We start from the raw sequence: 23,252 nt of genomic DNA, 5'->3' as shown, positions 1-23,252 counted from the left end.
GTGCGCATGGCCCCGATCCCCGACGGCAGCACCCAGGTCGCCGCCGCCGCCCCGGTCGCCCGCCCGGCGCCGGTGCGGATGGCGCCGATCCCGGATGCGCCGGCCAAGGTTCAGGCCGCCCCGACCCAGGTCGCGGCCGTGCCGGCTCCGGCTGCCCGCGCCGCCGTGGCGCCGACCCGGATGGCACCGATCCCCGACGCCCCGCCGGTCCGCCTGGCCTCGGCCAAGGCCGGTCGCGCCCAGGCGCAGCAGGTCGCCGACGCCAGCGAGCCGCGCCGCCAGGCCAACGGCCTGCCCACCGGCTGGTTCGTGCCGAGCGCGCCGGGCAACTGAGGACCTTCGACAGACAGAAGCCCGCGCCGCCGAAGGGTGGCGCGGGCTTTTTCTTTGGGGCCGGCGTCACACCGTCATTGCGAGGAGGCGAAGCCGACGAAGCAATCCAGGGGCCGGTTCGCGCTGGCCCTGGATTGCTTCGCTGCGCTCGCAATGACGGTGTTGGAATGCGGAGGAGGGCTCCTGCCTCTCACACCGCGTCGGCGAGGCCCGCGGGGCGGCGGTAGCTCCAGGCGCCGAGCGGCGGCAGGTTGCGCCAGACGAAGTCGACCATGCGGCCCTGCAGCCCCAGCTTGCGCCGCGGCAGCGGCGACAGGATCTGGTTGGTCAGCTGCAGGAAGCGCCCCGACCGGCCCATGCGGGCGAAGGCGGCGTCGATGATGCGGCGCTGCAGGTCGAGCGGGAACCAGATGATCGGCAGGCTGGACGCCACCAGGGACAGCCGGCGGATGCCCGCCGCATCCAGCATCGGGCCGATCTCGGCCACGTCGCCCTCCAGCACCGTGACGCCGGGGAAACGCTGGCGCAGCACGGTGCAGAACTCCGGCATCTTCTCGACCAGGACCAGCTTCTCCGGCGGCAGCCCGGTCGCCAGCAGCCCTTCGGTCAGGCTGCCGGAGCCGGCGCCGAGCTCGAGCACCGGGTCGCTGCAGCGCGGGTCGACATGCCGGGCGAAAGCCTTGGCCACGGCGGGGCCGGAGGGTGCCCAGGACGCCACCTTCAGCGGCGAGCGGAGCCACAACCGCAGATACAGCCAGGAATCCTTGCTCATGCGACATCTCCGTGCCGTTTGTCAGGACAAACGCCAGTTTTCGCAGAGGGTTCCGCGACGCGCGGGCTAGACCTGGGCCTGGACGTCCAGCGAATAGCCGGCGGAGCGGACGGTGCGGATCAGGTCGGTCTCGCTCTCGTCGTTCAGCGCCTTGCGCAGGCGCCGGATATGCACGTCGACGGTCCGCGGCTCGACATAGACGTCGTGGCCCCAGACGATGTCGAGCAGCTGCTCGCGGCTGAACACCCGGCCCGGATGCTGCATGAAATGGCGCAGCAGGCGGAACTCGGTCGGGCCGAGATGGACGTCGCGGTTGCCGCGGCGGACGCGGTGGCCGCCGAGATCCATGCTGAGATCGGCGTAGCTGAGGACGTCGCCGGCGCTGGACGGCGAGGTGCGGCGCAGCACCGCCTTGATCCGGGCCATCAGCTCCGGCGTCGAGAACGGCTTGGCGACATAGTCGTCGGCGCCGGAATCGAGGCCGCGGACGCGGTCCCCCTCCTCGCCCCGCGCGGTCAGCATGATCACCGGGATGTCCCTGGTCTTGGCGCCGCGGCGCAGCTGGCGGCAGACCTCGATGCCGGAGAGATGCGGCAGCATCCAGTCGAGCAGCACCAGGTCCGGCCGCTGCTCGCTGGCCAGCAGCAGCGCTTCCTCGCCGTCATAGGCGGCGAGGACGCGGAACCCTTCGCGCTCGAGGTTGTATGTCAGGAGAGTGACGAGATCGACCTCGTCCTCGACCACCAGAACCAGCGGCTGGATGCCGGCCCTCATGCATTGTCCTCCGGCTTGGCCTCGGGGGTGACGACGGTGAAGGAGGTGGAGTCGCCCTTCGGCCGCGCATCCTTGACCGGCTTGCCCGTGAGCTGGAAGTGGATCAGCTCGGCGATGTTGGTGGCGTGGTCGCCGATCCGCTCGATGTTCTTGGCGATGAACAGCAGATGGGTGCAGGGGGTGATGTTGCGCGGATCCTCCATCATGTAGGTGAGGGTCTCGCGGAACAGGCTGGTGTAGAGGTCGTCGACCGACTCGTCCTGGCGCCAGGCCGCCAGTGCCTTGTCCAGGTCACGCTCGGTATAGGCGTCGAGCACGTCCTTGATGATCTGCTGCACCATCCGGCCCATGCGCGGCAGCGTCGTCACCGGACGGACCACCGGCACCTGGGCCAGGGCCAGCGACCGCTTGGCGATGTTGGCGGCGTAGTCGCCGATCCGCTCCAGGTCCGAGGCGATGCGGAGCGCCGAGACCACCTCGCGCAGGTCGCCCGCGAAGGGCTGGCGCAGCGCCAGGATCTGGACCACGGCGGCGTCGACCGCGTTCTCATACGCGTCCATCTGTTCGTCGCTGCGCATCACCCGGCCGGCGAGGTCCGCGTCGCGGCGCACCACCGCCTGGATGGCGAGCTCGAGCTGGCTTTCGGCCAGGCCGCCCATCTGCACGATGGTGCGGCGCAGGGCCTCGAGCTCCTGGTCGAAGGATTTGACGATGTGTTCGTTAGCCATGACGCGGACCCTTCCTGACCCGGTGCTCAGCCGAAGCGGCCGGTGATGTAGCTGTGCGTCCGCTCATTCTTCGGGCTGGTGAACAGCTCCGAGGTCTCGCCGAACTCGACCAGCTCGCCAAGATACATGAAGGCGGTGAAGTCGGCGGCGCGGGCCGCCTGCTGCATGTTGTGGGTGACGATGGCGATCGTGTAGTCGGTCTTCAGCTCGTCGATCAGCTCCTCGATCTTCGCGGTCGAGATCGGGTCGAGCGCCGAGGTCGGCTCGTCGAGCAGCAGCACGTCGGGCCGCATCGCGATGGTGCGGGCGATGCACAGGCGCTGCTGCTGGCCGCCGGAGAGGCTGGTGCCGCTCTTCCGCAGCTTGTCCTTGACCTCGTCCCACAGCGCGGCGCGGCGCAGCGCCGCCTCGATCCGGCTGTCCATCTCGGCCTGGTCCAGCTTTTCGTACAGCCGGATGCCGAAGGCGACGTTGTCGTAGATCGACATCGGGAACGGCGTCGGCTTCTGGAACACCATGCCGACCCGGGCGCGCAGCAGGTTCACGTCCTGCTTCGGCCCGAGGATGTTCTCACCGTCCAGCAGCACCTCGCCGACCGCGCGCTGCTTCGGGTACAGGTCGTACATCCGGTTCAGGATCCGCAGCAGGGTCGACTTGCCGCAGCCCGACGGACCGATGAAGGCGGTCACGCAGCGCTCGTACAGCGGCAGGTTGATCTTCTTCAGCGCCTCATGGTCCTCGTAGAAGAAGGACAGGTTGCGGACCGCGATCTTCTCGCGGAGGTCGCGGCCGAGGTCCTTGGGGCGCTCGACATTGATGTCGAGCGTCGTCACCTGAGCACCGTTGCCTGTCATGACCGTCAGCCCTGCTTGCTGCCGAGCGAGGAGAGCGCCCGGGCAATGATGTTGAGAAGAAGGATCGTCGCGGTGATCAGGAGCGCCCCGCTCCAGGCCAGCTCCACCGAGCGCGGATCCGTGCTGTTCAGCGTCATCTGGTAGATCGTCACCGGCAGGTTCGCGATCGCCTGGGACATGTCGGCGCTCCAGAACTGGCTGCTGAACGAGGTGTAGAGGAGAGGCGCCGTCTCGCCGCTGATGCGCGCGATCGCCAGCAGCACGCCGGTGATGATGCCGTTGCGCGCCGCGCGGTAGCAGACATTCGTCACCACCTTCCACTGCGGCGAGCCCAGCGCCGACGCGGCCTCGCGCAGGCTGTTCGGCACCAGCCGCAGCATGTCCTCGGTGGTGCGGGTGACGACCGGGATGGCGATGATCGCCAGCGCCGTCGCCCCGGCCCAGCCCGAATAGTGCCCGAACAGGCCGGCGACCAGGATCTGGTAGACGAACAGGCCGATCACGATCGACGGGGCGCTGAGCAGGATGTCGTTGACGAAGCGGATCACCTCGGCGAGGCGGCTGGTCTTGCCGAACTCGGCCAGGTAGGTGCCGGCCATGATCCCGACGATGGTGCCGATGATCGTGCCGAACAGCGTCATCATGAAGCTGCCGTAGATCGCGTTCAGCAGGCCGCCCCCGTCGGAGCCGGGCGGCGGGGTCGATTCCGTGAACAGGGTCAGGCTGAGCGACCCGACGCCGTTGATCACGAGGGTCGCCAGGATCCAGACCAGCCAGAGCAGGCCGAACACGGCCGCGCCCAGCGAAATGGTCAGCATCGTCGCGTTGAGCGCCCGGCGGCGGGCGTAGCGGGCGGTTGCGATCTGCATGGCGGTCAGCTCCCTGCCTTGCGCTGCAGCCGCATCAGCTGAAGCTTGGCCAGCGACAGGACGATGAAGGTGATGACGAACAGCGCCAGGCCGAGCGCGAGCAGGGCCGAGTCCAGCAGTTGGCTCGGGTTGGAGTTGGCCAGGTTGGCGATCGTCGCGGAGATCGTCGTGCCGGGAGCCAGCAGCGACGCGTTGATCTTGATGGCGCTGCCGACGACGAAGGCGACGGCCATGGTCTCGCCCAGCGCCCGGCCCAGGCCGAGCATGACGCCGCCGACCACGCCGGCGCGGCTGTAGGGCAGCACCACCTTCCACATCACCTCCCAGGTCGTCGCCCCCAGGCCGTAGGCCGATTCCTTCAGCAGGGGCGGCACCGTCTCGAACACGTCGCGGGTGATGGCGGTGATGAAGGGCAGGATCATGATCGCGAGGACGATGCCCGCGGTGAAGATGCCCTGGCCGTAGATCACGCCGGAGAACAGGAAGCCGATGCCGGGCAGCTGGCCCAGCGTGGCCTTGAGGAAGGGCAGGATGGTCTGCTGCAGCACCGGGCCCAGCACCAGGAAGCCCCAGATGCCGTAGATGATGCTGGGGATGCCGGCCAGGAGCTCGATGGCGATGCCGACGGGCCGCTTGAGCATCGGCGGGCACAGCTCGGTCAGGAAGATGGCGATGCCGAAGCTGACCGGGACGGCGATGATCATGGCGATCACCGAGGTCACCAGCGTGCCGTAGATCGGGGCCAGGCCGCCGAAGATCTCCTTCGGGGGCTGCCAGGTCGGGTCCAGGAAGAAGCCGGGACCGAAGGCCTGCAGCGCCGGCAGGGCGCCGATGGTCAGCGACACGATCGCGCCGCCGAGAAGGATCAGAACCAGCACGGCGAAGGACTGCGTGGCCGCGCGGAAAACCGCGTCCGCCAGGCGCTGGCGGCGGGCGACCTGGGCGCCGATCCTCATGCCGATGTTCTGCGACGTCGCATCCACCATGAATCACCTTGTGCCGGAAGCAGGCGGCACCGTGCGGTCGGTAGCGACCCGCACGGTGCCGTATCGATCAACAGCGGGCTGCGATCACTTGGACGCGGTCCAGATCGCCTTGCCGTCGGCGCCCTTGATGTTGTCGTTCCAGGTCTTGTGGACCATGTCGACGACCGCCTTCGGCATCGGCACGTAGTCGAGGCCTTCGGCGTCCGACACGCCCTTGGCATAGGCCCAGGCGAAGAACTGCAGCGCGGTGGCGGCAGCGGCCGGGTCCTGCGGCTGCTTGTACATCAGGATGAAGCTGGCGCCGGTGATCGGCCAGCTCTCCGCACCCGGCTGGTTGGTCAGGATGACGAAGTAGTTCTTCGCGTTGGCCCAATCCGCGTTGGCGGCGGCGGCCTGGAAGGTCTTCAGGGTCGGCTCGAGGGTCTTGCCGTCATGGTTGACCATCTTGGCGTAGGTCAGCTTGTTCTGCTTGACGTAGGCGTATTCGACATAGCCGATGCCGCCCTCGGTCTGCTGCACCGCGCCCGCGACGCCGGCATTGCCCTTGCCGCCGATGCCCGTCGGCCACTGCACCGAGGTGCTGGCGCCGACGCTGTCCTTGAACTTGGCGTTCACGGCCGACAGGTAGTTGGTGAACAGGAAGGTGGTGCCGGAGCCGTCAGCGCGGTAGGCCGGGGCGATGTCGGCGCTCGGCAGGGTCAGGTCCGGGTTCAGCTTCTTGATCTTGGCGTCGTCCCACTTGGTGATCTCGCCCAGATAGATCTCGGCGATGGTGTCGCCATCGAGCACCAGCTTGCCCGGCTCGACGCCCGGGATGTTCACGACCGGCACGACGCCGCCCATGACCATCGGGAACTGCACGAGGCCGGCGGCATCCAGGTCCTCGGCCTTCAGCGGCATGTCGGAGGCGCCGAAGGTGACGGTCTTGGCCTTGATCTGGTTGATGCCGCCGCCGGAGCCGATCGCCTGATAGTTCAGGCCGACGCCGCTTTCCTTCTTATAGGTGTCCGCCCACTTGGCGTAGACGGGGGCCGGGAAGGTCGCGCCGGCGCCGGTGATGTCGGCCGCCTGGGACGCGCCCGCCACGAGCGCAAGCGCCGCGCCGATGGCGGCGCCGCGGAGGATGGATCGTGAAAACAGCTTCACGGGAATCTCCCTGTGATGGTGCGGCGCCCCCCCTGAGGCGCCGTCCGGTCAGACGGCCTGTGCCGTGTCCGAGCGCAGGCTATAAGTCGCCACCACCGAAGCTTTTAAGACAGTTCAGTTACAGTTTTATGAACCGCCCGTCCGGCGGCCTTCCCGCCCGGCGCCGCGGGCAGGTGCACCGTGAAGACGCTGCCGCGGCCGGCCTCGCTGTCGATCTCCAGCCGGCCGCGGTGGCGGCTGACGATGTGCTTGACGATGGCGAGGCCCAGGCCGGTGCCGCCGACGGCGCGGCTGCGCGCCGGGTCGACCCGGTAGAAACGCTCGGTCAGCCGCGGCAGGTGCTCGCGGGCGATGCCCTCGCCCTGGTCGCTGACGCTGACCACCAGGCTGGTCCGCCGCCCCTCCGCCACCGTGCGGGCGGACAGGCCGACCACGCCGCCCTGGCGGCCGTAGTTGATGGCGTTCGACACCAGGTTCTGGAACACCTGGTACAGCTGGTCCGAATCCCCGACCACCTCGGGCAGGTCCGGCGCCAGGTCGAGCTCCAGCCGCTGCGCCTTGCGCTGGGCCTTCAGCTCCAGCGCGTCGGCCACCGACTGCAGCAGCGGGCCCACGGTCACCCGGCCGGTCGGCGGCACATGCTCGTCCAGCTCGATCCGCGACAGCGACAGCAGATCGTTGACCAGCCGCGACATGCGCTCGGACTGCTGCTGCATGATGCCGAGGAAGCGTTCGCGCGCCGCCTCATCGTCCTTCGCCGGACCGCGCAGCGTCTCGATGAAGCCCATCAGGCTGGACAGCGGCGTGCGCAGCTCGTGGCTGGCATTGGCGACGAAATCGGCCCGCATCTGCTCGACCCGCTTGGAGGCGGTGAGGTCGTAGAAGGTGACCAGCAGCGCCGGCTCGGGCCGGTCGCCGGATTCGCGCTCGCCGGCATCGCCGCGCCGCTCGAAGCGCTGGATCCGCACCTCGAACTCGCGCTCGATCGGCACCGGCAGGTTCAGCGGCACGGTCAGCACCGGCCCGCCGGCGAGGACGGCATCGACCGCGGCGACGATCTCCGGATGCCGGATCGCCTCGGCCATGTCGCGGCCCAGCAGGCGGTCGCCGAACAGCCGGCCGGCGGCCTCGTTGGCGCGCAGCACGCTGCGGTCGCCGGCCAGCACCAGGATCGGGTCGTCCTGCGCCTCCAGGATCTCCGACGCGGTCTGCAGCTCCACCGCCAGGCTGCGCTCGCGGCCGCGGGCATGGCGCTGCAGCCGCTGCAGATGCAGGAACAGGATCTGGCCGATCTCGGTCGCGGGCCGCGGCGGCCGCTCCGGCGCCTCGGCGGTCGAGGCCTCGATATGCCGGCGCAGCAGGTCCAGGTCGCGCAGCAGGCGCCAGGCGAGCAGGCCGGCCACGCCGACCACCACCGCCGCGCCGCCCGCCGCCAGCCAGACGCCGATCCCGTCGGCCCCGGCCGACACGAACAGCAGCACGATCACCACGGCGGCGATCACGGCGATGCCGAACAGATGGCGATAGATCGGACCGGCCATGCGAACGCGCCTCGAGCAGCGAGCCTCAGAATACCCCGATCAGGCGGGAAGCGGCGACGCTACCTGCGCTCGATGACGGTTTCATGTCGCCTGCCCGACATGGCGGCCGGTGCCGCCATGCGTCAGGAGGGGACCGACACGCCGGCGCCGACGCCCATATAGGGGCCCTTGGCCGGCTTGTCCGACCGCTCGCCGCAGGCGGCGGCGCCAACCGCCACCGCCAGCAGCAGGGCCAGGAGGCCGAGGCGCCGCATCATTCGCCCCGGGCCACGCCGACCATCGCCGGGCGCAGCAGCCGGCCCTGCAGCACATAGCCGGGCTGGACCACCTGGACGATGGTGCCGGACGGCTTGCCGGTGCCCGGCAGCTCGAACATGGCCTGGTGGAAGTTCGGGTCGAAGGCCTCGCCGACCGGCTCGATCCGGGTCACGCCGTGGCGCTCGAAGGCGGCCAGCAGCTGGCGCTCGGTGGCGGCGACGCCGTCGACCAGGGTCTTCAGCGCCGCATCGGCCTCGACCGCCTCGCCCGGCACCGCGTCGATGGCGCGGCGCAGGTTGTCGGCGGCGTCGAGCAGCGACTTGGCGAAGCCGGAGATCGCGTATTTCGCCGTGTCCTCGCGCTCGCGCTCCGACCGGCGGCGGATGTTCTCGGTCTCCGCCATGGCGCGCAGCGCCTGGTCCTTCAGCTTGGCGGTCTCGGCCTCGAGCTCCGCGACGCGCTCCAGCGCCGCGGCCAGGGCAGCGTCGTCGGTGGCGCCGGCGGCCCCGGATTCGGCGACACCCTCGACCTCGGGCCCGGCGGCCCCGGTCTCCGGCTCCGTCGCCTCGGGGCGGGGCTCGGCGGACATCGTCTTGTTGTGCATCATGCTACCTGGTTCGTGGTCTCGTTGGTTCTGAGGAGACGGCCTATCATCTTCGCGGTGTAGTCGACCATCGGGATGATGCGCGCATAATTCAGCCGGGTCGGCCCGATCACGCCGACGGCGCCCACCACGCGCTGGTCGCCCCCCTTGTACGGGGCGATGATCATCGAGCAGCCGGTGTGGCTGAACAGCCCGTTCTCGGCACCGATGAAGATCTGCACGCCCTCGGCGGCATTGGCCGCGTCGAGCATCTTGAGCAGCGCCTCCTTGGTCTCCAGCGCCTGGAACAGGCCGCGGATGCGCTCCAGATCCTCCAGCGCGGTGACGTCGTTGAGCAGGCGCGACTGGCCCTTGACGATCAGCGTGCCGCCCCCGCCGCCGCTCCAGGTGGCGAGGCCGGCCGCCACCACCTTGGCCGCGAGGCTGTCGAGCTGGCTCTTCTGCGTCTCGATCTCGCCCAGCACCTCGGCCCGGGCCTCGCCGATGGTGCGGCCGACGATGCGGGCGTTGAGGTAGTTGGTGACATGGACGAAGGTCGAGGCCGGCAGGCCCAGCGGCACCTCCAGCACCCGGTTCTCGACCATGCCGTCCTCGGTCACCAGCACCACCAAGGCGCGGCCGGGCGACAGGTTGACGAACTCGATATGCTTCAGCGGCCGGTCGGTCTTCGGCGCCAGCACCAGCCCGGCGCAGGCCGACAGGCCGGAGAGGGCGGAGGTCGCCTCCTCCAGCATCTCCGACACGCCGCGCCCGGCCTGGGCGCACAGCGCCTCGATCGACGCGCGCTCGCTCTCGCCGACATCGCCGAGCTGCATCAGCCCGTGCACGAACAGGCGCAGGCCCGCATCGGTCGGCAGCCGTCCGGCCGAGGTGTGCGGGGCGTAGAGCAGCCCGGCATCCTCCAGGTCGGACATGACGTTGCGGATCGTCGCCGGCGACAGCGACATGCCGAGCCGGCGCGACAGCGTGCGGCTGCCCACCGGCTCGCCCGACTGGACATAGGCGTCGACGATCAGGCGGAAGATCTCCCGCGATCGCTCGTCGAGGTCCCGGAACGCCTGGCCGCCGGATCGGCTGGAAAGTTCGTTCAGCATGCTCATGGCCGTCGCCACGCTATGTAGGCACCGTTCCACCCGAATCAACGATCCCGGGCTTTACGGGCAGGACCCGCGAGGATAGCGTGCGCGTCCTTCGCCGAGAACAGAAAGCGACCCCATGCGACCGTCCGGACGCGCCTTCGACGCCCTGCGCGCCATCAACCTCGAGACCGACGTCAACAAATACGCCGAGGGCTCGTGCCTGGTGAAGTTCGGCGACACCCATGTGCTGTGCACCGCCTCGGTCGACGACCGGGTGCCGTCCTGGCTGAAGAACGGCGGCAAGGGCTGGGTCACGGCGGAGTACGGCATGCTGCCGCGCGCCACCGACCAGCGCACCGACCGCGAGGCCGCGCGCGGCAAGCAGACCGGGCGGACGCAGGAGATCCAGCGCCTGATCGGCCGGTCGCTGCGCGCCGTCACCGACCTGAAGGCGCTGGGCGAGATCCAGGTCAAGGTCGATTGCGACGTGCTGCAGGCCGATGGCGGCACCCGCACCGCGGCGATCACCGGCGGCTACGTCGCGCTGGTGCTGGCGCTGCGCCACCTGGTGCAGATCCGCAAGATCAAGGCGCTGCCGCTGATCGACAGCGTCGCCGCCATCTCCTGCGGCCTGCACCAGGGCCAGGCGGTGCTGGACCTCGACTATGCCGAGGATTCGAGCGCCCAGGCCGATGCCAACTTCGTCATCACCGGCAAGGGCGGACTGGTCGAGGTGCAGGCGACGGCGGAGCAGACGCCCTTCACCCGGGCCGAGTTCGAGGCGCTGATGGCACTGGCCGAGAAGGGCACGGCCGAGCTGGCGGCGATCCAGAAGGCCGCGCTGGGAGAAGACTGAGTCCAGCCCGGCTGTCATCTCCCGGCGCTTGAGCCGGGAGGGCGGCCGTGAAATCCTGCCGGCCCGCGGGCGGGAGGGCTGCATGGGCGTGTTCTCAATCTGGCACTGGGTGATCATCTCCCTGTTCATGGGGATCAGCGCCCCTGTCCCCGGAGTCCCCGAGGCGATCGCGGATGCCCTCTCGGCGCTCCGCAGCCTGGCCGCCCTGCCCCATGCCAAGAAGCTGATCGACTACGCGCCCGAGGCCGGCGGTCCGGTGCTGTACCGGCTGCCCGGCAATGTCTGCTTCCTGCGCCTGAACGGCGGGCAGGTCGGCCAGACCGAATGGGTCCGGCGTGACGAGCGGAACCGGATCGAGATCCTGGTCTCCGCCCCCGGCCTGGTGCAGGCGGGCGGCCGCTTCGACCCCGACGGCACGGCCGAGCTGCGGCTGGGGACCCACGCTGTGGCGGTCCCAGTCGAGTCGCCCGGCCTGCCGACCTGGCGCTTCACGCTGGAGGAGACGCCGGCGCTGCAGCAGGCGCTCGACGCCGACGAGGCGACGCTGCGCTTCACCGCCATCCGCGGCGGCAAGCCGGTGCCCGAGGAGACCCTGACCATCGCGGCCGGCAATCTGTGGCAGGCCATCCAAGGCCTGGAGTCCTGCGCCGCCGGCGCCGAGCCGCCGGGCGTGGTCGGGCCCTGAGGTTGCGGGCGGGCGGATGAGGAGGACGAAGATGGGATGGGTTCTTGCCGGGATCGCGGCGGCGCTGCTGATGGTGTTGCCTGCGGGCAGCGGACATGCCGAGGACGATGCCGCGCTGCGCGCCGAGCTGCTGCGGTCGATGCGCCAGGGCTATGCCGAGGCCGGCCCCGGTGCGCCCAACCTGCTCGACCTGCTGTCCGACCGCTTCCCCGCCGACCTGGACACGCTGATGAACACGGTCGTCGCCGCCTACAAGGCGCAGCGGCCGCCGGACGAGGTGAAGACGGCCGTGGCCCGGACCTTCGTGACGATCCAGGCCCGGGACGGGGACCGGATCCTGTCGGCGCCGGATGCCGACCTGGCGGCCGTGATCGCGACCCAGGCCGACATCGTCCGGACGGTCGGCGAGGGCGATGGGGCGCTGTGCAAGGCCCTGGTCTCCAGCGGCCCGGCCATGGCCGCCCCGACGCCGGAGATCGGGCGGCTGTTCCTGGCCCGGCTGCATCAGATCCTGACCGCGATCGCCGACGGCCGCGACCGGCCGGTGCCGGCGCGGGCGATGCAGGACCAGGACTATCGGGACTTCGCCCTGGCGGCGCAGCAGCGCGGCACCGACATCAAGGCATGGTCGGTGCTGGCGGCAGACGAGATGGCGGGCGCGAAGCCCGGCGATGTCTGCCGGGCGCTGCGCTCCACCTACGAGGCGGCGCTGGCGGCCGAAGGCGATCTCGGCGGCCGCATCCGCGCCGACATGGCGCACGACCTGCTGGTCACCGACCTCGAGACCTATCGGCCGGCCCTGGAGAAATAGGCGTCCGCCGCGGCCTCGACCCGGTGCTTCAGGCCGGAGCGCAGGCCGAGGGCGAAGGCGGTCTCGGCCATCAGGAACATCGGCCCGATCAGCAGCTGGAACAGGTTCGACAGGAAGGCCGGACGCTTGCCCTCATAGGCGTGGCCCACCAGTTGCAGCGCCCAGCCGCCGACGAACAGCACGGCGGCGACGGTCCAGGTGACCCAGCCCGAACCGGCGGCGACCACCGCATGGGCGACGATCAGCCCCGGGATCACCACCACCGCCATGGCCAGGCCGAGGCCGAGATCGAGCGCGATCCACAAGAGCCAGACCAGCAGGGCAACCAGGTCGGCCAGCGTCGCCGGCCAGCCGCCGATGCTGCCGAGCGGCACGGTCGCCAGTACCAGCAGAACTGCCAGGATGATCGCCGGGATGCCGAAGAAATGGGTCAGCCGGTTGCGGCCGTCGCGGTGGAAGCTGGTGTACATCGCCATCTGGCGATCGAACAGATCCGAAGCCATGCGCGATCCTCCCCGCCAGGAGAATAAACCCAGCGGGGCGAATCGCGTCGAAAATTGCAACAGAACCGTCATCGCGAGCCCCACAGGGGCGTGGCGATCCAGCGGCACCGCCCTCTGGATCGCCACGGCGCTTCGCGCCTCGCGATGACGGCTTAGGTGATCCCGGCTTCAGTCCTGAAGAGCAAGCAGCAGGCTCGACGTGTCGACCCGGCCGCCGGCCTTGGCCTGGACCGCCGCGTAGAACTGGTCGACCAGCGCCGTCACCGGCAGCCGGGCGCCGTTGTGCTTGGCCTCCTGGAAGCAGATGCCCAGGTCCTTGCGCATCCAGTCGATGGCGAAGCCGAAGTCGAACTTGTTCTGCAGCATGGTGCGGCCGCGATTCTCCATCTGCCAGCTCTGCGCCGCGCCCTTGGAGATCACGTCGAGCACCAGGTTGCCGTCGAGCCCGGCCTTCTGGGCGAAGTTCAGCCCCTCGGCCAGGGCCTGGACCAGCCCGGCGATGCAGATCTGGTTGACCATCTTGGTCAGCTGGCCGGCGCCGGCCGGGCCCATCAGCGTGCAGGCGCGGGCATAGCTGTCGATCACCGGCTTGGCGATGGCGAAGACCGCGTCGCGCCCGCCGCACATCACCGTCAGCACGCCGTTCTCGGCCCCCGCCTGGCCGCCGGAGACCGGGGCGTCGAGGAAGCCGAAGCCCAGCCGGTCGGCCTCGGCCTCCAGCTCGCGGGCGATGTCGGCCGAGGCCGTGGTGTGGTCGACCAGGATGGCGCTGCCGGACATGCCGGCGAAGGCGCCGTCCGGCCCCTGGGCCACGGAGCGGATGTCGTCGTCATTGCCGACGCACATGAACACGATCGCGGCGTCCTTCGCCGCCTCGGCCGGGGTCGGCGCCCAAGCCCCGCCATGACGCTCCGCCCAGGCCTCGGCCTTCGCCGCGGTGCGGTTGAAGACGGTGACCTCGTGCCCCGCCTTGACCAGATGCCCCGCCATCGGCGCGCCCATGACGCCCATGCCCAGGAATGCGACCTTCATCGTCCTCGCCCCTCACCGCCATGCGTTGGAGGCGACACAGTGCACCAGACGCCGCCTTTGATTCCAGCCTCCGGCACGCGTATCTGATGCCCATCATGACGAACACCGCCTCCCCCGCCCGCCACTTCGCCGGCGACCGCCTGGTCATCGCCAGCCACAACAAGGGCAAGATCCCGGAGATCGCCGCCCTGCTGGAGGGCCGCGTCGCCCGCCTGACCTCGGCCGCGGAGCACGACGTGCCGGAGCCGGAGGAGACGGGAGATACCTTCATCGCCAATGCCGAGCTGAAGGCCCGCTTCGTCGCCGAAGCCACCGGCCTGCCGTCGCTGGCCGATGACAGCGGCGTGTCCGTCACCGGCCTGGGCGGCGATCCCGGCATCTACTCCGCCCGCTGGGCCGAGAAGCCGCCCTCTGAGTCCAATGGCGGCAGCGGCCGCGACTTCGCCTACGCCATGGAACAGGTGCGGCTGAAGCTGGGCGACACCCCGGACCGCAGCGCCCGCTTCGTCTGCGCCCTGTCGCTGTGCTGGCCGGATGGCCATTGCGAGACGGTGGAGGGCGAGATCCGCGGCCAGCTGGTCTGGCCGGCCCGCGGCACCAAGGGCTTCGGCTACGACCCGATCTTCGTGCCAGACGGCCACGACCGCACCTTCGGCGAGATGGAATCGGCCGAAAAGCACGCCATGAGCCACCGCGCCGACGCCTTCCGCAAGCTGGTGGCGCGGTGTTTTGAAAGCTGACGCCTGTGTCCTTCCCCCTCACCCGAAATCGCTTCGCGATTTCGACCTCTCCCCGGGGGAGAGGTAACAATCCCCTCTCCTCGGGGAGAGGGAGGGGCCCGGCCCGCTTGGGCCGGGAGGGTGAGGGNCCCCGGGCTCGGACGGCGACGAAGCGAGCCGCGGATGACCGCCCCCGGCTTCGCCCTCTATGTCCACTGGCCGTTCTGCCGGTCGAAATGCCCGTATTGCGACTTCAACTCGCATGTCCGGGAGCAGGTAGAGCATGAGCGCTGGCGCCGGGCGCTGGTGGCGGAGCTGGACCATTTCGCCGACCTGACGCCGGGCCGGACCCTGAGCTCGATCTTCTTCGGCGGCGGCACCCCGTCGCTGATGCAGCCGGCCACCGCCGCCGCGGTGATCGACCGCGCCGCCGAGCGCTGGGGCCTGACGCCCGATGTCGAGATCACGCTGGAGGCGAACCCGACCTCGGTCGAATCGCATCTCTTCGCCGGCTTCCGCGCCGCCGGGGTGAACCGGGTGTCGCTCGGCGTCCAGGCGCTGGACGAGGCGTCGCTGCGTTTCCTCGGCCGCAACCATTCGGCGGCGGAGGCGCTGGCCGCCGTCGGCCTGGCCGCCCGGCATTTCGACCGCTTCTCCTTCGACCTGATCTATGCCCGGCCGGGCCAGACCGTGGCCGGCTGGACGGCGGAGCTGCGCCGGGCGCTGGACCACGCCGTCGGCCATATCTCGGCCTATCAGCTGACGATCGAGCAGGGCACCCGCTTCCACACCCTCTATTCGCGCGGCGAGCTGGTGCTGCCGGACGAGGACACCCAGGCCGCCCTGTACGAGGCGACGGCGGAGGTGCTGGGCGCCGCCGGCCTGCCCGGCTACGAGATCTCGAACCACGCCCGGCCCGGCGAGGAATCGCGCCACAACCTGACCTATTGGCGCTATGGCGACTATGTCGGAATCGGTCCAGGCGCGCATGGCCGGCTGACGCTGAACGACGGCAAATGGGGCACCCGCACCCACCGGGCGCCGGAGGTGTGGCTGGAGCGGGTCGAGGCTGCGGGCCATGCCGAGCATGAGCGCGAGGCGGTGCCGCCCGAAAGCCGCCGCGACGAGATGCTGATGATGGGGCTGCGCCTGGCCGAGGGCGTTCTGAAGTCCCGCATCGCCGACGAATCCGGCCGGTCCTTCGACCGGGCGATCGACCGCCGCCGGCTGGACCGGCTGGTGGCCGGCGGCTTCCTGGCCGAGGACGCGGCCCGCCTGACCGCCACCACAGCCGGCCGCCAGCGCCTGGACGCGGTGCTGGCGGCGCTGCTGGGGTGAGGCGTCGTACCGAGGCCCGGTCCAATGCCAAAGCTGTCCGGATCTCGGGGCGTCACCTTGAAATATAACGCTCAGTGTGATAGTTATTGACGTATGAGGCGACGGTGAGGGTCTTCAAGAACGCGTGGTTCGAGCGATTTGCTCGAAAGCACAGGATTCTTGATGCCGCCTTGATGGATGCCGTCAGCCGTGCCGAGAAAGGCCAGATCGACGCCGATCTCGGCGGCGGTGTCTTGAAGCAGCGGATCGCCCGTCCCGGTCAGGGAAAGTCCAGCGGCTATCGCTCCATCATCTTGTATCGGAAAGGACAATGCGCTTTTTTGTCTACGGGTTCGCCAAGAATGAGCGGACCAACATCGACACGGACGAAGAAGAGGCATTCAAGAAGGCAGCCAAGCATGTGCTCGGCCTTTCGGAAAAGCATCTGGCCGAGTTGGTCGAGCGCAAACAGTTCGTGGAGATAGCAGGCGATGGCGAAGAAGTATCGGAGTGATGCGCTCGCGGCCATCCACGAGACGATGGAAGCGCTGCACGGGGTCGGGGCGATCGACAAGCAGACGATGCGCGAGTTCGATGAGGCTTGCCTGACCCCGGTGCGCGCCTTGGCTCCCGAGGAGATCCGGGCCATCCGGGAACGCGAGCACCTCTCGCAACCGGTCTTTGCGCGCTATCTCAACGTCAGCAAAAATCTGGTCTCGGATTGGGAAAGAGGCATCAAGAAGCCGGGCGGTCCAGCTCTCCGCCTGCTGACCGTGATCCAGAAGAAAGGGCTTCAAGCCATCGCTTGAGATAGGTGATGGCTTGAAGCGCCGTTGTCACGTGCGCTTCGTCACCGTGACATGGGTGGCGTTCGGGCTGCTGACACGCTCGCCGACGGCATAGCCCAGGGCCGGCAGGTCGATCCCGGCGAACAGGCTCTCCCCGCTGCCCAGCAGGACGGGTGAAAGGGCCAGGTGCATCTCGTCGATCAGCTCGCGGCGCAGATACTGCCGGACGGTGGCGACGCCGCCGCCGACCCGCACATCCTTGCCGCCCGCCGCCTCGCGCGCCTGACGCAGCGCCGAATCGATGCCGTCGGTGATGAAGTGGAAGGTGGTGCCGCCCTTCATCTCGATCGGCGGACGGGCATGGTGGGTGAGGACGAAGACCGGCACATGATAGGGCGGGGTGTCGCCCCACCAGCCCTTCCAGCTGTCGTCCGGCCAGGGGCCGCGCACCGGCCCGAACATGTTCCGGCCGAGGATCCAGGCGCCGACATTCTCGAAGCTGCTGGCGGCGAAATCCGCGTCGATGCCGGCCTCCCCGCCCTCCTTCCCAGTCATGGCCAGGAACGTCGGGGTGTTGAAGAACCACCGGTGCAGCTCCTCGCCGCCCTTGCCGAGCGGGTTCTTGAGGCTCTGCTCCGGCCCAGCGCCGTAGCCGTCGAGAGAGAGGGAGAAGGCGCGGACAACGAGCTTGGACATGACGGCGTTCCTCCAGATGACGTTGCTTTCTGATTTCGTATAGCAACTAGTTAGTAAATGCAATCACATTGTGATGCGACCTGTCCGTGCCCCGTCGCCGGCGCTATCCTTTCAACCGAGATCATCCGGGAGGCAGCGTCATGCCGACGGTCCGGTATATCGTCCAGGACGTGGACCAGGCGGTCGCGTTCTATACGGAGAGCCTGGGGTTCAGGCTGCAGCAGCAGTTCGGGCCGAACATGGCGATCCTCGAGCGGGACGGGCTGACGCTGTGGGTCGCCGGCCCCGGCGCCTCGGCCAGCCGGCCGATGCCGGACGGACGCAGGCCCGAGCCCGGCGGCTGGAACCGATTCGTGCTGCAGGTCGATGACCTGCCGGCCCTGGTCGCCGCTCTGCGCGGCCGCGGCGTGCGGTTCCGCAACGACATCGTCACCGGCCCCGGCGGCCGGCAGATCCTGTGCGAGGATCCGTCCGGCAACGTGGTCGAGCTGTTCCAGCCCGCTTAGGCCTCCGCCGACCGGGTGGACACCCGCCCTCCGGCGCGGCATGGTCGCGCTCTGTTCCCGTCCGGAGAGGGCCCGCCGATGTCGACCACGCCGAAGACCTATTACCTGATCGACGGCTCGGGCTACATCTTCCGCGCCTTCCACGCGCTGCCGATGATGATGCGCAAGTCGGACGGGCTGCCGGTGAACGCCGTCTACGGCTTCACCAACATGCTGATCCGCCTGCTGGCCGATCTCGACGCCGACCACCTGGCGGTGATCTACGACAAGTCGGAGCGCAGCTTCCGCAAGGAGATCTACCCCGCCTACAAGGCCCAGCGGCCGGACCCGCCGGAGGAGCTGGTGCCGCAGTTCCCGCTGATCCGCGCCACCAGCGAGGCCTTCAACCTGCCGGGCATCGAGATCGAGGGCTTCGAGGCCGACGACATCATCGCCACCTATTGCCGGATGGCGCGGGAGGAGGGATCGCGCGCCGTCATCGTCTCCTCCGACAAGGACATGATGCAGCTGGTCGGCGACGGCGTGACCATGCTGGACCCGATCAAGAACAAGCCGATCGACGCCGCCGAGGTGATGGAGAAGTTCGGCGTGGCGCCGGACCGGGTGATCGACGTGCAGGCCCTGGCCGGCGACAGCGTCGACAACGTGCCGGGCGTGCCCGGCATCGGCATCAAGACCGCGGCGCAGCTGATCACCGAATACGGCGACCTCGATGCGCTGCTGGCCCGGGCCGGCGAGATCAAGCAGCCGAAGCGGCGCGAATCCCTGATCCAGTACGCCGAGCAGGCGCGGATCAGCCGCGAGCTGGTGAAGCTGCGCAGCGACGCGCCGGTGCCGTTCGGGCTGGACGGCATCGTCGCCCGGCCGCCGGACCGGTCGAAGCTGGTGCGCTTCCTGGAGGAGATGGAGTTCCGGTCGACCATCACCCGGGTCGAGGCATCATTCGACAAGCTGGGCACCACCGGCGGCGACGAGCCGGACCTGGCGGCGCCGGGCAAACCGGAGGCGATCGCCCAGGACTATCAGCTGGTGCAGGACGCCGAGGCGCTGCAGCGCTGGGCCGATGCGGCGGTCGAGGCAGGGGTGCTGGCGATCGACACCGAGACCAACTCGCTGGACGCCGAGGCGGCGATGCTGTGCGGCATCTCGCTGGCCGTGGCCCCCGGCAAGGCCTGCTACATCCCGGTGGCCCATGTGCCGCCGGAGGGCGACGGGCTGAATTTCGGCGGCACCACGCTGCAGCAGATCCCGCTGGCCGAGATCCGCCGCATCCTCGGCCCGGTGCTGGTCGACCCGTCGGTGCTGAAGGTCGGGCACAACCTGAAATACGACGCCCATGTGCTGGGCCGGCCCGATGTCGGCCTGCCGATCACGCCCTGGGACGACACCATGCTGATCTCCTACGTCCTCGACGGCGGGGCGCATGGCCACGGCATGGACGAGCTGTCGGAGCTGCATCTGCAGCACCGCACCATCCCCTATTCCTCGGTCTGCGGCACCGGCAAGAATGCCATCACTTTCGACAAGGTGCCGCTGGACAAGGCCCTGGCCTATGCCGCCGAGGACGCCGACATCACCCTGCGCCTGCACATGCTGCTGAAGCCGCGGCTGGTGGGCGAGCGGATGGCGACGGTCTACGAGACCATCGAGCGGCCGCTGGTCGGCGTCATCTCCGACATGGAGATGGCGGGCATCAAGGTCGACCGCGCCGCGCTGGCCCGGCTGTCGATGGAGTTCGCCGAGCGCATGGCGGCGCTGGAGGCGGAGATCCACCTCTCGGCCCAGGGGCCGTTCAACGTCGGCAGCCCGAAGCAGCTGGGCGAGGTGCTGTTCGAGCGCCTGGGCATCCCCGGCGGCAAGAAGAGCAGCAAGACCGGCGCCTACTCCACCGATTCGAGCGTGCTGGAGCAGCTGGCCGCCCAGGGCCACACCATCGCCAACCAGATCCTGGAATGGCGCCAGCTGGCCAAGCTGAAGGGCACCTACACCGACGCGCTGCAGAGCCAGATCAACGAGAAGAGCGGGCGGGTCCACACCTCCTTCTCACTGGCCGCCACCAACACCGGCCGGCTGTCCTCGAACGAGCCGAACCTGCAGAACATCCCGATCCGCACCGAGGAGGGGCGGAAGATCCGCTACGCCTTCGTGGCGGAGCCGGGGCACAAGCTGGTCTCGGTCGACTACAGCCAGATCGAGCTGCGGCTGGTGGCGCAGATCGCCGATGTGGCGCTGCTGAAGCAGGCCTTCCTCGACGGCACCGACATCCACGCCATGACCGCCAGCCAGGTGTTCAACGTGCCGCTGGCGGAGATGACGCCGGAGACGCGGCGCAAGGCCAAGGCCATCAATTTCGGCATCATCTACGGTATCTCCGGCTTCGGGCTGGCAGCGCAGCTGGGCATCCCGCAGGGCGAGGCCACCGCCTTCATCCGCGCCTATCTCGACCGTCTGCCGGAGCTGAAGGCCTGGATGGACGAGACCAAGCGCATCGCCCGCGAGCGCGGCTGGGTCGAGACGCTGTTCGGCCGCAAATGCCATGTGCCGGGGATCAAGGACCCGAACCCGGCCCGCCGCGCCTTCGCCGAGCGGCAGGCGATCAACGCCCCGATCCAGGGCACCGCGGCCGACATCATCAAGCGCGCCATGGGCAAGCTGCCGCATGCGCTGGAGGAGGCCGGGCTGAAGGCGCGGATGCTGCTGCAGGTGCATGACGAGCTGCTGTTCGAGGCGCCGGAGGACGAGGCGCAGCGCACCGCCGAGCTGGCCCAAGCGGTGATGCAGTCGGCGGCGACGCTGGAGGTGCCGCTGATCGCCGAGGCCGGCATCGGCCACAGCTGGGCCGAGGCGCACTGAGGGAGCGGGACCATGGCCGAGACCATCGACTTCGCCGGCAAGGCGGTGTTCGTCGCCGGCGGCACCAGCGGCATCAATCTCGGCATCGCCCTGGGCTTCGCCCGGGCCGGGGCGCGGGTGGCGGTGATGAGCCGCAGCCCGGAGAAGGTCGACGCGGCCGTGGCCCGGCTGCGCGCGGCGGGGGCCGAGGCCATGGGCACCGCCGCCGACGTCCGCGACTACGCCGCCACCGAGGCCGCGCTGAAGGCCGCGCATGACGCATACGGTGACTTCGATGTGCTGGTCTCCGGCGCGGCGGGGAACTTCCCGGCGCCAGCGCTGGGCATGTCGGCGAACGGCTTCAAGTCGGTGGTCGACATCGACCTGCTGGGCAGCTTCCACGTGCTGCGCGCCGCTCACCCCTTTCTGCGCAAGCCGGGCGCCTCGGTGATCAACATCTCCGCCCCGCAGGCCGAGGCGCCGATGGCGATGCAGGCCCATGTCTGCGCCGCCAAGGCCGGCGTCGACATGCTGACCCGGGTGCTGGCGATGGAATGGGGCCGCGACGGCATCCGCATCAACTCGGTCATCCCCGGCCCGATCGACGAGACCGAGGGCATGGCCCGGCTGGCGCCGACGCCGCAGGCCCGCGCTTTGGTCGAACGCAGTGTGCCCTTGGGTCGGATGGGCGTGGCCGAGGACGTCGCCGCCGCCTGCCGTCTCCTCTCCTCCCCCCTCGCCGGCTTCATCACCGGCGCGGTGCTGCCGGTGGACGGCGGCTGGTCTCTGGGCGGCGCCGCGGCCTCGATGGGCGTGATCGCCGAGCAGGCGATGGCCGCGGCGGCGAAGGCGAAGGGATAGCCCTTCCCTGACACCCGCGGCCATGGGAGCATGGCCGCTTCGGTTCGGAGGGGACTGCCCATGACCATCGAGGTCTATCTCGCCTATATCGCCGCCTGCATCCTGGTCGCGATCATCCCGGGGCCGTCGGTGACGCTGATCATCGCCAACAGCCTGACCCACGGCACCCGCGCCGGGCTGCTCAACATCCTCGGCGGGCAGCTCGGCCTCGTCGTCATGCTCGGCGTGCTGGTGGTCGGCCTGGCCGCGGTGGTCGAGGCGATGGGCCACTGGTTCGACTGGCTGCGCCTGGCCGGCGCCGCATATCTGGTCTGGATCGGCTGGAAGCTGCTGCGCGCGCCGGACACGCTGGCGGACCCCGGCAGCCTGCGCCCGCCGCGCGGCGGCTTCGTGCTGCAGGGCCTGCTGGTGGCGCTGAGCAACCCGAAGATGCTGCTGTTCTTCGGCGCCTTCATCCCGCAATTCGTCCAGCCCGGCACCGACCAGTCCAGCCAGGTGCTGCTGCTGGGCGTCACCGCCCTGGTGGTCGCGGCGGCGTCCGACGGGATGTACGCGATGCTGACCGGCCGGGCCGGCAGCGCGCTGTCGCGCCGGCATGTGCGCCTGGTGTCTCGCACCGGCGGCGTGTGCCTGATTGGAGGCGGGGTCTGGCTCGCCTTCACCCGGGCGAAGTAGCCGCTCAAGGCTCACCCTCCCCCGCGATCAGGCACGCCGCCTCCTGCCCCCCGCCGAGGTCGACCGGCGGCGGGTCCTCGACGGCGCAGCGGTCGAAGGCGAGCGGGCAGCGGGTGCGGAAGCGGCAGCCGGAGGGCGGCCGGCGCGGGCTGGGCGGGTCGCCCTGCAGCAGGATGCGCCGCTCGCCGGGCGCCGGGCGCAGCCGCGGCACGGCCGAGAGCAGCGCCCGCGTGTAGGGATGGCCGGGCCGCGACCAGACCCGGCCGGTCGGCCCGCTCTCGACGATGCGGCCGAGATGCATCACCGCCACCCGGTCGGCGACATGGCGCACCACCGCCAGGTCGTGGCTGATGAAGAGATAGGCGAGGCCGAGCTCGGCCCTGAGCTCCGCCAGCAGGTCCAGCACCTGGGCGCGGACCGAGACGTCGAGCGCCGACACCGGCTCGTCGCAGATCACCAGCTTCGGCTGCGGCGCGAGCGCCCGGGCGATGGCGACGCGTTGGCGCTGGCCGCCGGACAGCTCGTGCGGATAGCGATCGGCGAGGCCGCTGCCGAGCCCCACCCGGTCGAGCAGCCAGGCGACGCGGTCGCGCCGCTCGGCCCGCGCCACCCCGGCGACGCGCAGCGGGTCCGCCACCGCCGTGCCGACCGTGTCGCGCGGGTTGAGCGAGCCGGCGGGGTCCTGGAACACCAGCTGGATCTGCGCCCTGAGCGGCCCGAGGGCACGGCCCTGGCGGCGGGTGACGTCCTGCCCGGCGAAGCGGATCGTGCCGCTGTCGGGATCGGCCAGCCTGGCGGCGAGCCGGCCGAGCGTCGACTTGCCCGAGCCGGACTCGCCGACGAGGCCGAGCACCTCGCCCGGCGCGATGGCGAGCGACACGCCGTCGACCGCCTGCACCGCCTCCGGCGCGCGGCCGAAGCGCTTGACGATGCGGTCAAGGATCAGGAGAGGCTCGGTCATCGGGCAGCCCTCGCCGCCGGCCGCCGGTTACCCCATTGAGTCCCCCCTCCCCTCGCGGGAGGGGGG

General features: G+C 69.9%; 25 protein-coding genes and 2 pseudogenes. 12 read left to right on the top strand and 15 right to left on the bottom strand.

Features of this window, described 5'->3' with window-relative positions:
- Positions 1–333, top strand: a pseudogene (locus BWR60_RS37410) (hypothetical protein); the annotation flags it as partial.
- A 190-nt stretch (positions 334–523) separates the two neighbouring features.
- On the opposite strand, the gene BWR60_RS32825 reads toward BWR60_RS37410, so the two are convergent.
- The 11 genes from BWR60_RS32825 to hrcA form a co-directional block, all read right to left on the bottom strand.
- On the bottom strand, positions 524–1,105 hold the full coding sequence (locus BWR60_RS32825; RefSeq protein WP_088156987.1) for a class I SAM-dependent methyltransferase: 582 nt from the start codon (positions 1,103–1,105) through the stop codon (positions 524–526).
- A gap of 66 nt (positions 1,106–1,171) precedes the next feature.
- On the bottom strand, positions 1,172–1,879 hold the full coding sequence (gene phoB / locus BWR60_RS32820; RefSeq protein WP_088156985.1) for a phosphate regulon transcriptional regulator PhoB: 708 nt from the start codon (positions 1,877–1,879) through the stop codon (positions 1,172–1,174).
- Positions 1,876–2,607 (bottom strand): phosphate signaling complex protein PhoU, encoded by a 732-nt coding sequence (gene phoU, locus BWR60_RS32815; RefSeq protein WP_088156983.1) that lies wholly within the window; start codon positions 2,605–2,607, stop codon positions 1,876–1,878. The genes phoB and phoU overlap by 4 nt, the downstream gene beginning before the upstream one ends.
- 26 nt (positions 2,608–2,633) lie before the next feature.
- Positions 2,634–3,440, bottom strand: coding sequence for a phosphate ABC transporter ATP-binding protein PstB (gene pstB / locus BWR60_RS32810; protein WP_429913055.1), 807 nt, complete (start codon positions 3,438–3,440; stop codon positions 2,634–2,636).
- A 26-nt stretch (positions 3,441–3,466) separates the two neighbouring features.
- Positions 3,467–4,330 (bottom strand): phosphate ABC transporter permease PstA, encoded by an 864-nt coding sequence (pstA, locus tag BWR60_RS32805; protein ID WP_088156979.1) that lies wholly within the window; start codon positions 4,328–4,330, stop codon positions 3,467–3,469.
- 5 nt (positions 4,331–4,335) lie between these two features.
- Complete coding sequence (gene pstC, locus BWR60_RS32800; RefSeq protein ID WP_088156977.1) at positions 4,336–5,316, bottom strand: phosphate ABC transporter permease subunit PstC; 981 nt, start codon at positions 5,314–5,316, stop codon at positions 4,336–4,338.
- An 84-nt stretch (positions 5,317–5,400) separates the two neighbouring features.
- The gene (pstS, locus tag BWR60_RS32795) at positions 5,401–6,462 is read right to left on the bottom strand and encodes a phosphate ABC transporter substrate-binding protein PstS (protein ID WP_252997358.1); all 1,062 of its coding nucleotides are present in this window, start codon (positions 6,460–6,462) and stop codon (positions 5,401–5,403) included.
- A gap of 104 nt (positions 6,463–6,566) precedes the next feature.
- Positions 6,567–8,003 (bottom strand): ATP-binding protein, encoded by a 1,437-nt coding sequence (locus BWR60_RS32790; RefSeq protein ID WP_088156975.1) that lies wholly within the window; start codon positions 8,001–8,003, stop codon positions 6,567–6,569.
- Between the two features lie 122 nt (positions 8,004–8,125).
- Positions 8,126–8,257, bottom strand: a complete 132-nt coding sequence (locus BWR60_RS38800) for a hypothetical protein (RefSeq protein ID WP_274519155.1) — start codon at positions 8,255–8,257, stop codon at positions 8,126–8,128.
- Complete coding sequence (grpE, locus tag BWR60_RS32785; protein WP_088156993.1) at positions 8,257–8,850, bottom strand: nucleotide exchange factor GrpE; 594 nt, start codon at positions 8,848–8,850, stop codon at positions 8,257–8,259. The genes BWR60_RS38800 and grpE overlap by 1 nt, the downstream gene beginning before the upstream one ends.
- Positions 8,851–8,864: 14 nt before the next feature.
- Positions 8,865–9,965: a heat-inducible transcriptional repressor HrcA gene (gene hrcA, locus BWR60_RS32780; RefSeq protein WP_230983258.1), complete on the bottom strand. Its 1,101-nt coding sequence runs from the start codon at positions 9,963–9,965 to the stop codon at positions 8,865–8,867.
- 115 nt (positions 9,966–10,080) lie between these two features.
- Between hrcA and rph the strand changes: the two genes are divergently transcribed.
- The 3 genes from rph (at position 10,081) to BWR60_RS32765 (ending at position 12,296) form a co-directional block, all read left to right on the top strand.
- Entirely contained in the window at positions 10,081–10,800 is a 720-nt protein-coding gene (gene rph, locus BWR60_RS32775; protein WP_088156973.1) for a ribonuclease PH, read from the top strand.
- 82 nt (positions 10,801–10,882) lie between these two features.
- Positions 10,883–11,485 carry a hypothetical protein gene (locus tag BWR60_RS32770; protein ID WP_088156971.1) on the top strand — a complete coding sequence of 201 codons (603 nt, stop codon included), beginning with the start codon at positions 10,883–10,885 and terminating at the stop codon, positions 11,483–11,485.
- A gap of 31 nt (positions 11,486–11,516) precedes the next feature.
- Positions 11,517–12,296 (top strand): hypothetical protein, encoded by a 780-nt coding sequence (locus BWR60_RS32765; protein WP_088156969.1) that lies wholly within the window; start codon positions 11,517–11,519, stop codon positions 12,294–12,296.
- Here the strand turns inward: BWR60_RS32765 and BWR60_RS32760 are convergent.
- Together BWR60_RS32760 and BWR60_RS32755 are read right to left on the bottom strand one after the other, a co-directional pair.
- A complete protein-coding gene (locus BWR60_RS32760; RefSeq protein ID WP_179222049.1) occupies positions 12,272–12,799 on the bottom strand; it encodes a DUF962 domain-containing protein in 528 nt (175 codons plus the stop codon). The genes BWR60_RS32765 and BWR60_RS32760 overlap by 25 nt on opposite strands.
- 168 nt (positions 12,800–12,967) lie before the next feature.
- Positions 12,968–13,831: an NAD(P)-dependent oxidoreductase gene (locus BWR60_RS32755; protein ID WP_088156965.1), complete on the bottom strand. Its 864-nt coding sequence runs from the start codon at positions 13,829–13,831 to the stop codon at positions 12,968–12,970.
- A gap of 95 nt (positions 13,832–13,926) precedes the next feature.
- Here BWR60_RS32755 and rdgB point away from each other — a divergent pair, with 95 nt between their 5' ends.
- The 4 genes and pseudogenes from rdgB (at position 13,927) to BWR60_RS32735 (ending at position 16,676) form a co-directional block, all read left to right on the top strand.
- Positions 13,927–14,571: an RdgB/HAM1 family non-canonical purine NTP pyrophosphatase gene (gene rdgB, locus BWR60_RS32750; RefSeq protein WP_088156963.1), complete on the top strand. Its 645-nt coding sequence runs from the start codon at positions 13,927–13,929 to the stop codon at positions 14,569–14,571.
- 162 nt (positions 14,572–14,733) lie between these two features.
- Positions 14,734–15,888: a radical SAM family heme chaperone HemW gene (hemW, locus tag BWR60_RS32745; RefSeq protein WP_088156961.1), complete on the top strand. Its 1,155-nt coding sequence runs from the start codon at positions 14,734–14,736 to the stop codon at positions 15,886–15,888.
- A 104-nt stretch (positions 15,889–15,992) separates the two neighbouring features.
- A pseudogene (locus BWR60_RS39100) lies at positions 15,993–16,381 on the top strand (type II toxin-antitoxin system RelE/ParE family toxin).
- The gene (locus BWR60_RS32735; RefSeq protein ID WP_088156959.1) at positions 16,359–16,676 is read left to right on the top strand and encodes a helix-turn-helix domain-containing protein; all 318 of its coding nucleotides are present in this window, start codon (positions 16,359–16,361) and stop codon (positions 16,674–16,676) included. The pseudogene BWR60_RS39100 and the gene BWR60_RS32735 overlap by 23 nt, the downstream one beginning before the upstream one ends.
- Positions 16,677–16,703: 27 nt before the next feature.
- On the opposite strand, the gene BWR60_RS32730 is transcribed toward BWR60_RS32735, so the two are convergent.
- A complete protein-coding gene (locus tag BWR60_RS32730) occupies positions 16,704–17,351 on the bottom strand; it encodes a dihydrofolate reductase family protein (protein ID WP_088156957.1) in 648 nt (215 codons plus the stop codon).
- A 140-nt stretch (positions 17,352–17,491) separates the two neighbouring features.
- Between BWR60_RS32730 and BWR60_RS32725 the strand changes: the two genes are divergently transcribed.
- The 4 genes from BWR60_RS32725 to BWR60_RS32710 all read left to right on the top strand — a co-directional run bounded on the left by BWR60_RS32725 (position 17,492) and on the right by BWR60_RS32710 (position 22,225).
- Positions 17,492–17,857: a VOC family protein gene (locus BWR60_RS32725; protein WP_088156955.1), complete on the top strand. Its 366-nt coding sequence runs from the start codon at positions 17,492–17,494 to the stop codon at positions 17,855–17,857.
- 78 nt (positions 17,858–17,935) lie between these two features.
- Positions 17,936–20,710, top strand: a complete 2,775-nt coding sequence (polA, locus tag BWR60_RS32720; protein ID WP_088156953.1) for a DNA polymerase I — start codon at positions 17,936–17,938, stop codon at positions 20,708–20,710.
- 12 nt (positions 20,711–20,722) lie between these two features.
- Positions 20,723–21,550 carry an SDR family oxidoreductase gene (locus BWR60_RS32715; protein WP_088156951.1) on the top strand — a complete coding sequence of 276 codons (828 nt, stop codon included), beginning with the start codon at positions 20,723–20,725 and terminating at the stop codon, positions 21,548–21,550.
- Between the two features lie 60 nt (positions 21,551–21,610).
- Positions 21,611–22,225 (top strand): LysE family translocator, encoded by a 615-nt coding sequence (locus tag BWR60_RS32710; RefSeq protein ID WP_088156949.1) that lies wholly within the window; start codon positions 21,611–21,613, stop codon positions 22,223–22,225.
- A 4-nt stretch (positions 22,226–22,229) separates the two neighbouring features.
- Here BWR60_RS32710 and BWR60_RS32705 read toward each other — a convergent pair whose 3' ends face one another.
- The gene (locus BWR60_RS32705; RefSeq protein WP_088156947.1) at positions 22,230–23,186 is read right to left on the bottom strand and encodes an ABC transporter ATP-binding protein; all 957 of its coding nucleotides are present in this window, start codon (positions 23,184–23,186) and stop codon (positions 22,230–22,232) included.
- Positions 23,187–23,252: the final 66 nt, after the last annotated feature.

Source organism: Inquilinus limosus (genome assembly GCF_002195995.1).
In the GTDB taxonomy this organism is placed as follows: Bacteria; Pseudomonadota; Alphaproteobacteria; order DSM-16000; family Inquilinaceae; genus Inquilinus; species Inquilinus limosus_C.
This window is presented reverse-complemented; position numbering and strand designations above follow the sequence as displayed.

Coding starts and splice junctions, on each gene's coding strand:
- BWR60_RS32825 (WP_088156987.1), bottom strand. CDS start 1,105: ATGAGCAAGGATTCCTGGCTGTATCTGCGGTTGTGGCTCCGCTCGCCG.
- phoB (WP_088156985.1), bottom strand. CDS start 1,879: ATGAGGGCCGGCATCCAGCCGCTGGTTCTGGTGGTCGAGGACGAGGTC.
- phoU (WP_088156983.1), bottom strand. CDS start 2,607: ATGGCTAACGAACACATCGTCAAATCCTTCGACCAGGAGCTCGAGGCC.
- pstA (WP_088156979.1), bottom strand. CDS start 4,330: ATGCAGATCGCAACCGCCCGCTACGCCCGCCGCCGGGCGCTCAACGCG.
- pstC (WP_088156977.1), bottom strand. CDS start 5,316: ATGGTGGATGCGACGTCGCAGAACATCGGCATGAGGATCGGCGCCCAG.
- BWR60_RS32790 (WP_088156975.1), bottom strand. CDS start 8,003: ATGGCCGGTCCGATCTATCGCCATCTGTTCGGCATCGCCGTGATCGCC.
- BWR60_RS38800 (WP_274519155.1), bottom strand. CDS start 8,257: ATGCGGCGCCTCGGCCTCCTGGCCCTGCTGCTGGCGGTGGCGGTTGGC.
- grpE (WP_088156993.1), bottom strand. CDS start 8,850: ATGTCCGCCGAGCCCCGCCCCGAGGCGACGGAGCCGGAGACCGGGGCC.
- hrcA (WP_230983258.1), bottom strand. CDS start 9,965: ATGAGCATGCTGAACGAACTTTCCAGCCGATCCGGCGGCCAGGCGTTC.
- rph (WP_088156973.1), top strand. CDS start 10,081: ATGCGACCGTCCGGACGCGCCTTCGACGCCCTGCGCGCCATCAACCTC.
- BWR60_RS32770 (WP_088156971.1), top strand. CDS start 10,883: ATGGGCGTGTTCTCAATCTGGCACTGGGTGATCATCTCCCTGTTCATG.
- BWR60_RS32765 (WP_088156969.1), top strand. CDS start 11,517: ATGGGATGGGTTCTTGCCGGGATCGCGGCGGCGCTGCTGATGGTGTTG.
- BWR60_RS32760 (WP_179222049.1), bottom strand. CDS start 12,799: ATGGCTTCGGATCTGTTCGATCGCCAGATGGCGATGTACACCAGCTTC.
- BWR60_RS32755 (WP_088156965.1), bottom strand. CDS start 13,831: ATGAAGGTCGCATTCCTGGGCATGGGCGTCATGGGCGCGCCGATGGCG.
- rdgB (WP_088156963.1), top strand. CDS start 13,927: ATGACGAACACCGCCTCCCCCGCCCGCCACTTCGCCGGCGACCGCCTG.
- hemW (WP_088156961.1), top strand. CDS start 14,734: ATGACCGCCCCCGGCTTCGCCCTCTATGTCCACTGGCCGTTCTGCCGG.
- BWR60_RS32735 (WP_088156959.1), top strand. CDS start 16,359: ATGGCGAAGAAGTATCGGAGTGATGCGCTCGCGGCCATCCACGAGACG.
- BWR60_RS32730 (WP_088156957.1), bottom strand. CDS start 17,351: ATGTCCAAGCTCGTTGTCCGCGCCTTCTCCCTCTCTCTCGACGGCTAC.
- BWR60_RS32725 (WP_088156955.1), top strand. CDS start 17,492: ATGCCGACGGTCCGGTATATCGTCCAGGACGTGGACCAGGCGGTCGCG.
- polA (WP_088156953.1), top strand. CDS start 17,936: ATGTCGACCACGCCGAAGACCTATTACCTGATCGACGGCTCGGGCTAC.
- BWR60_RS32715 (WP_088156951.1), top strand. CDS start 20,723: ATGGCCGAGACCATCGACTTCGCCGGCAAGGCGGTGTTCGTCGCCGGC.
- BWR60_RS32710 (WP_088156949.1), top strand. CDS start 21,611: ATGACCATCGAGGTCTATCTCGCCTATATCGCCGCCTGCATCCTGGTC.
- BWR60_RS32705 (WP_088156947.1), bottom strand. CDS start 23,186: ATGACCGAGCCTCTCCTGATCCTTGACCGCATCGTCAAGCGCTTCGGC.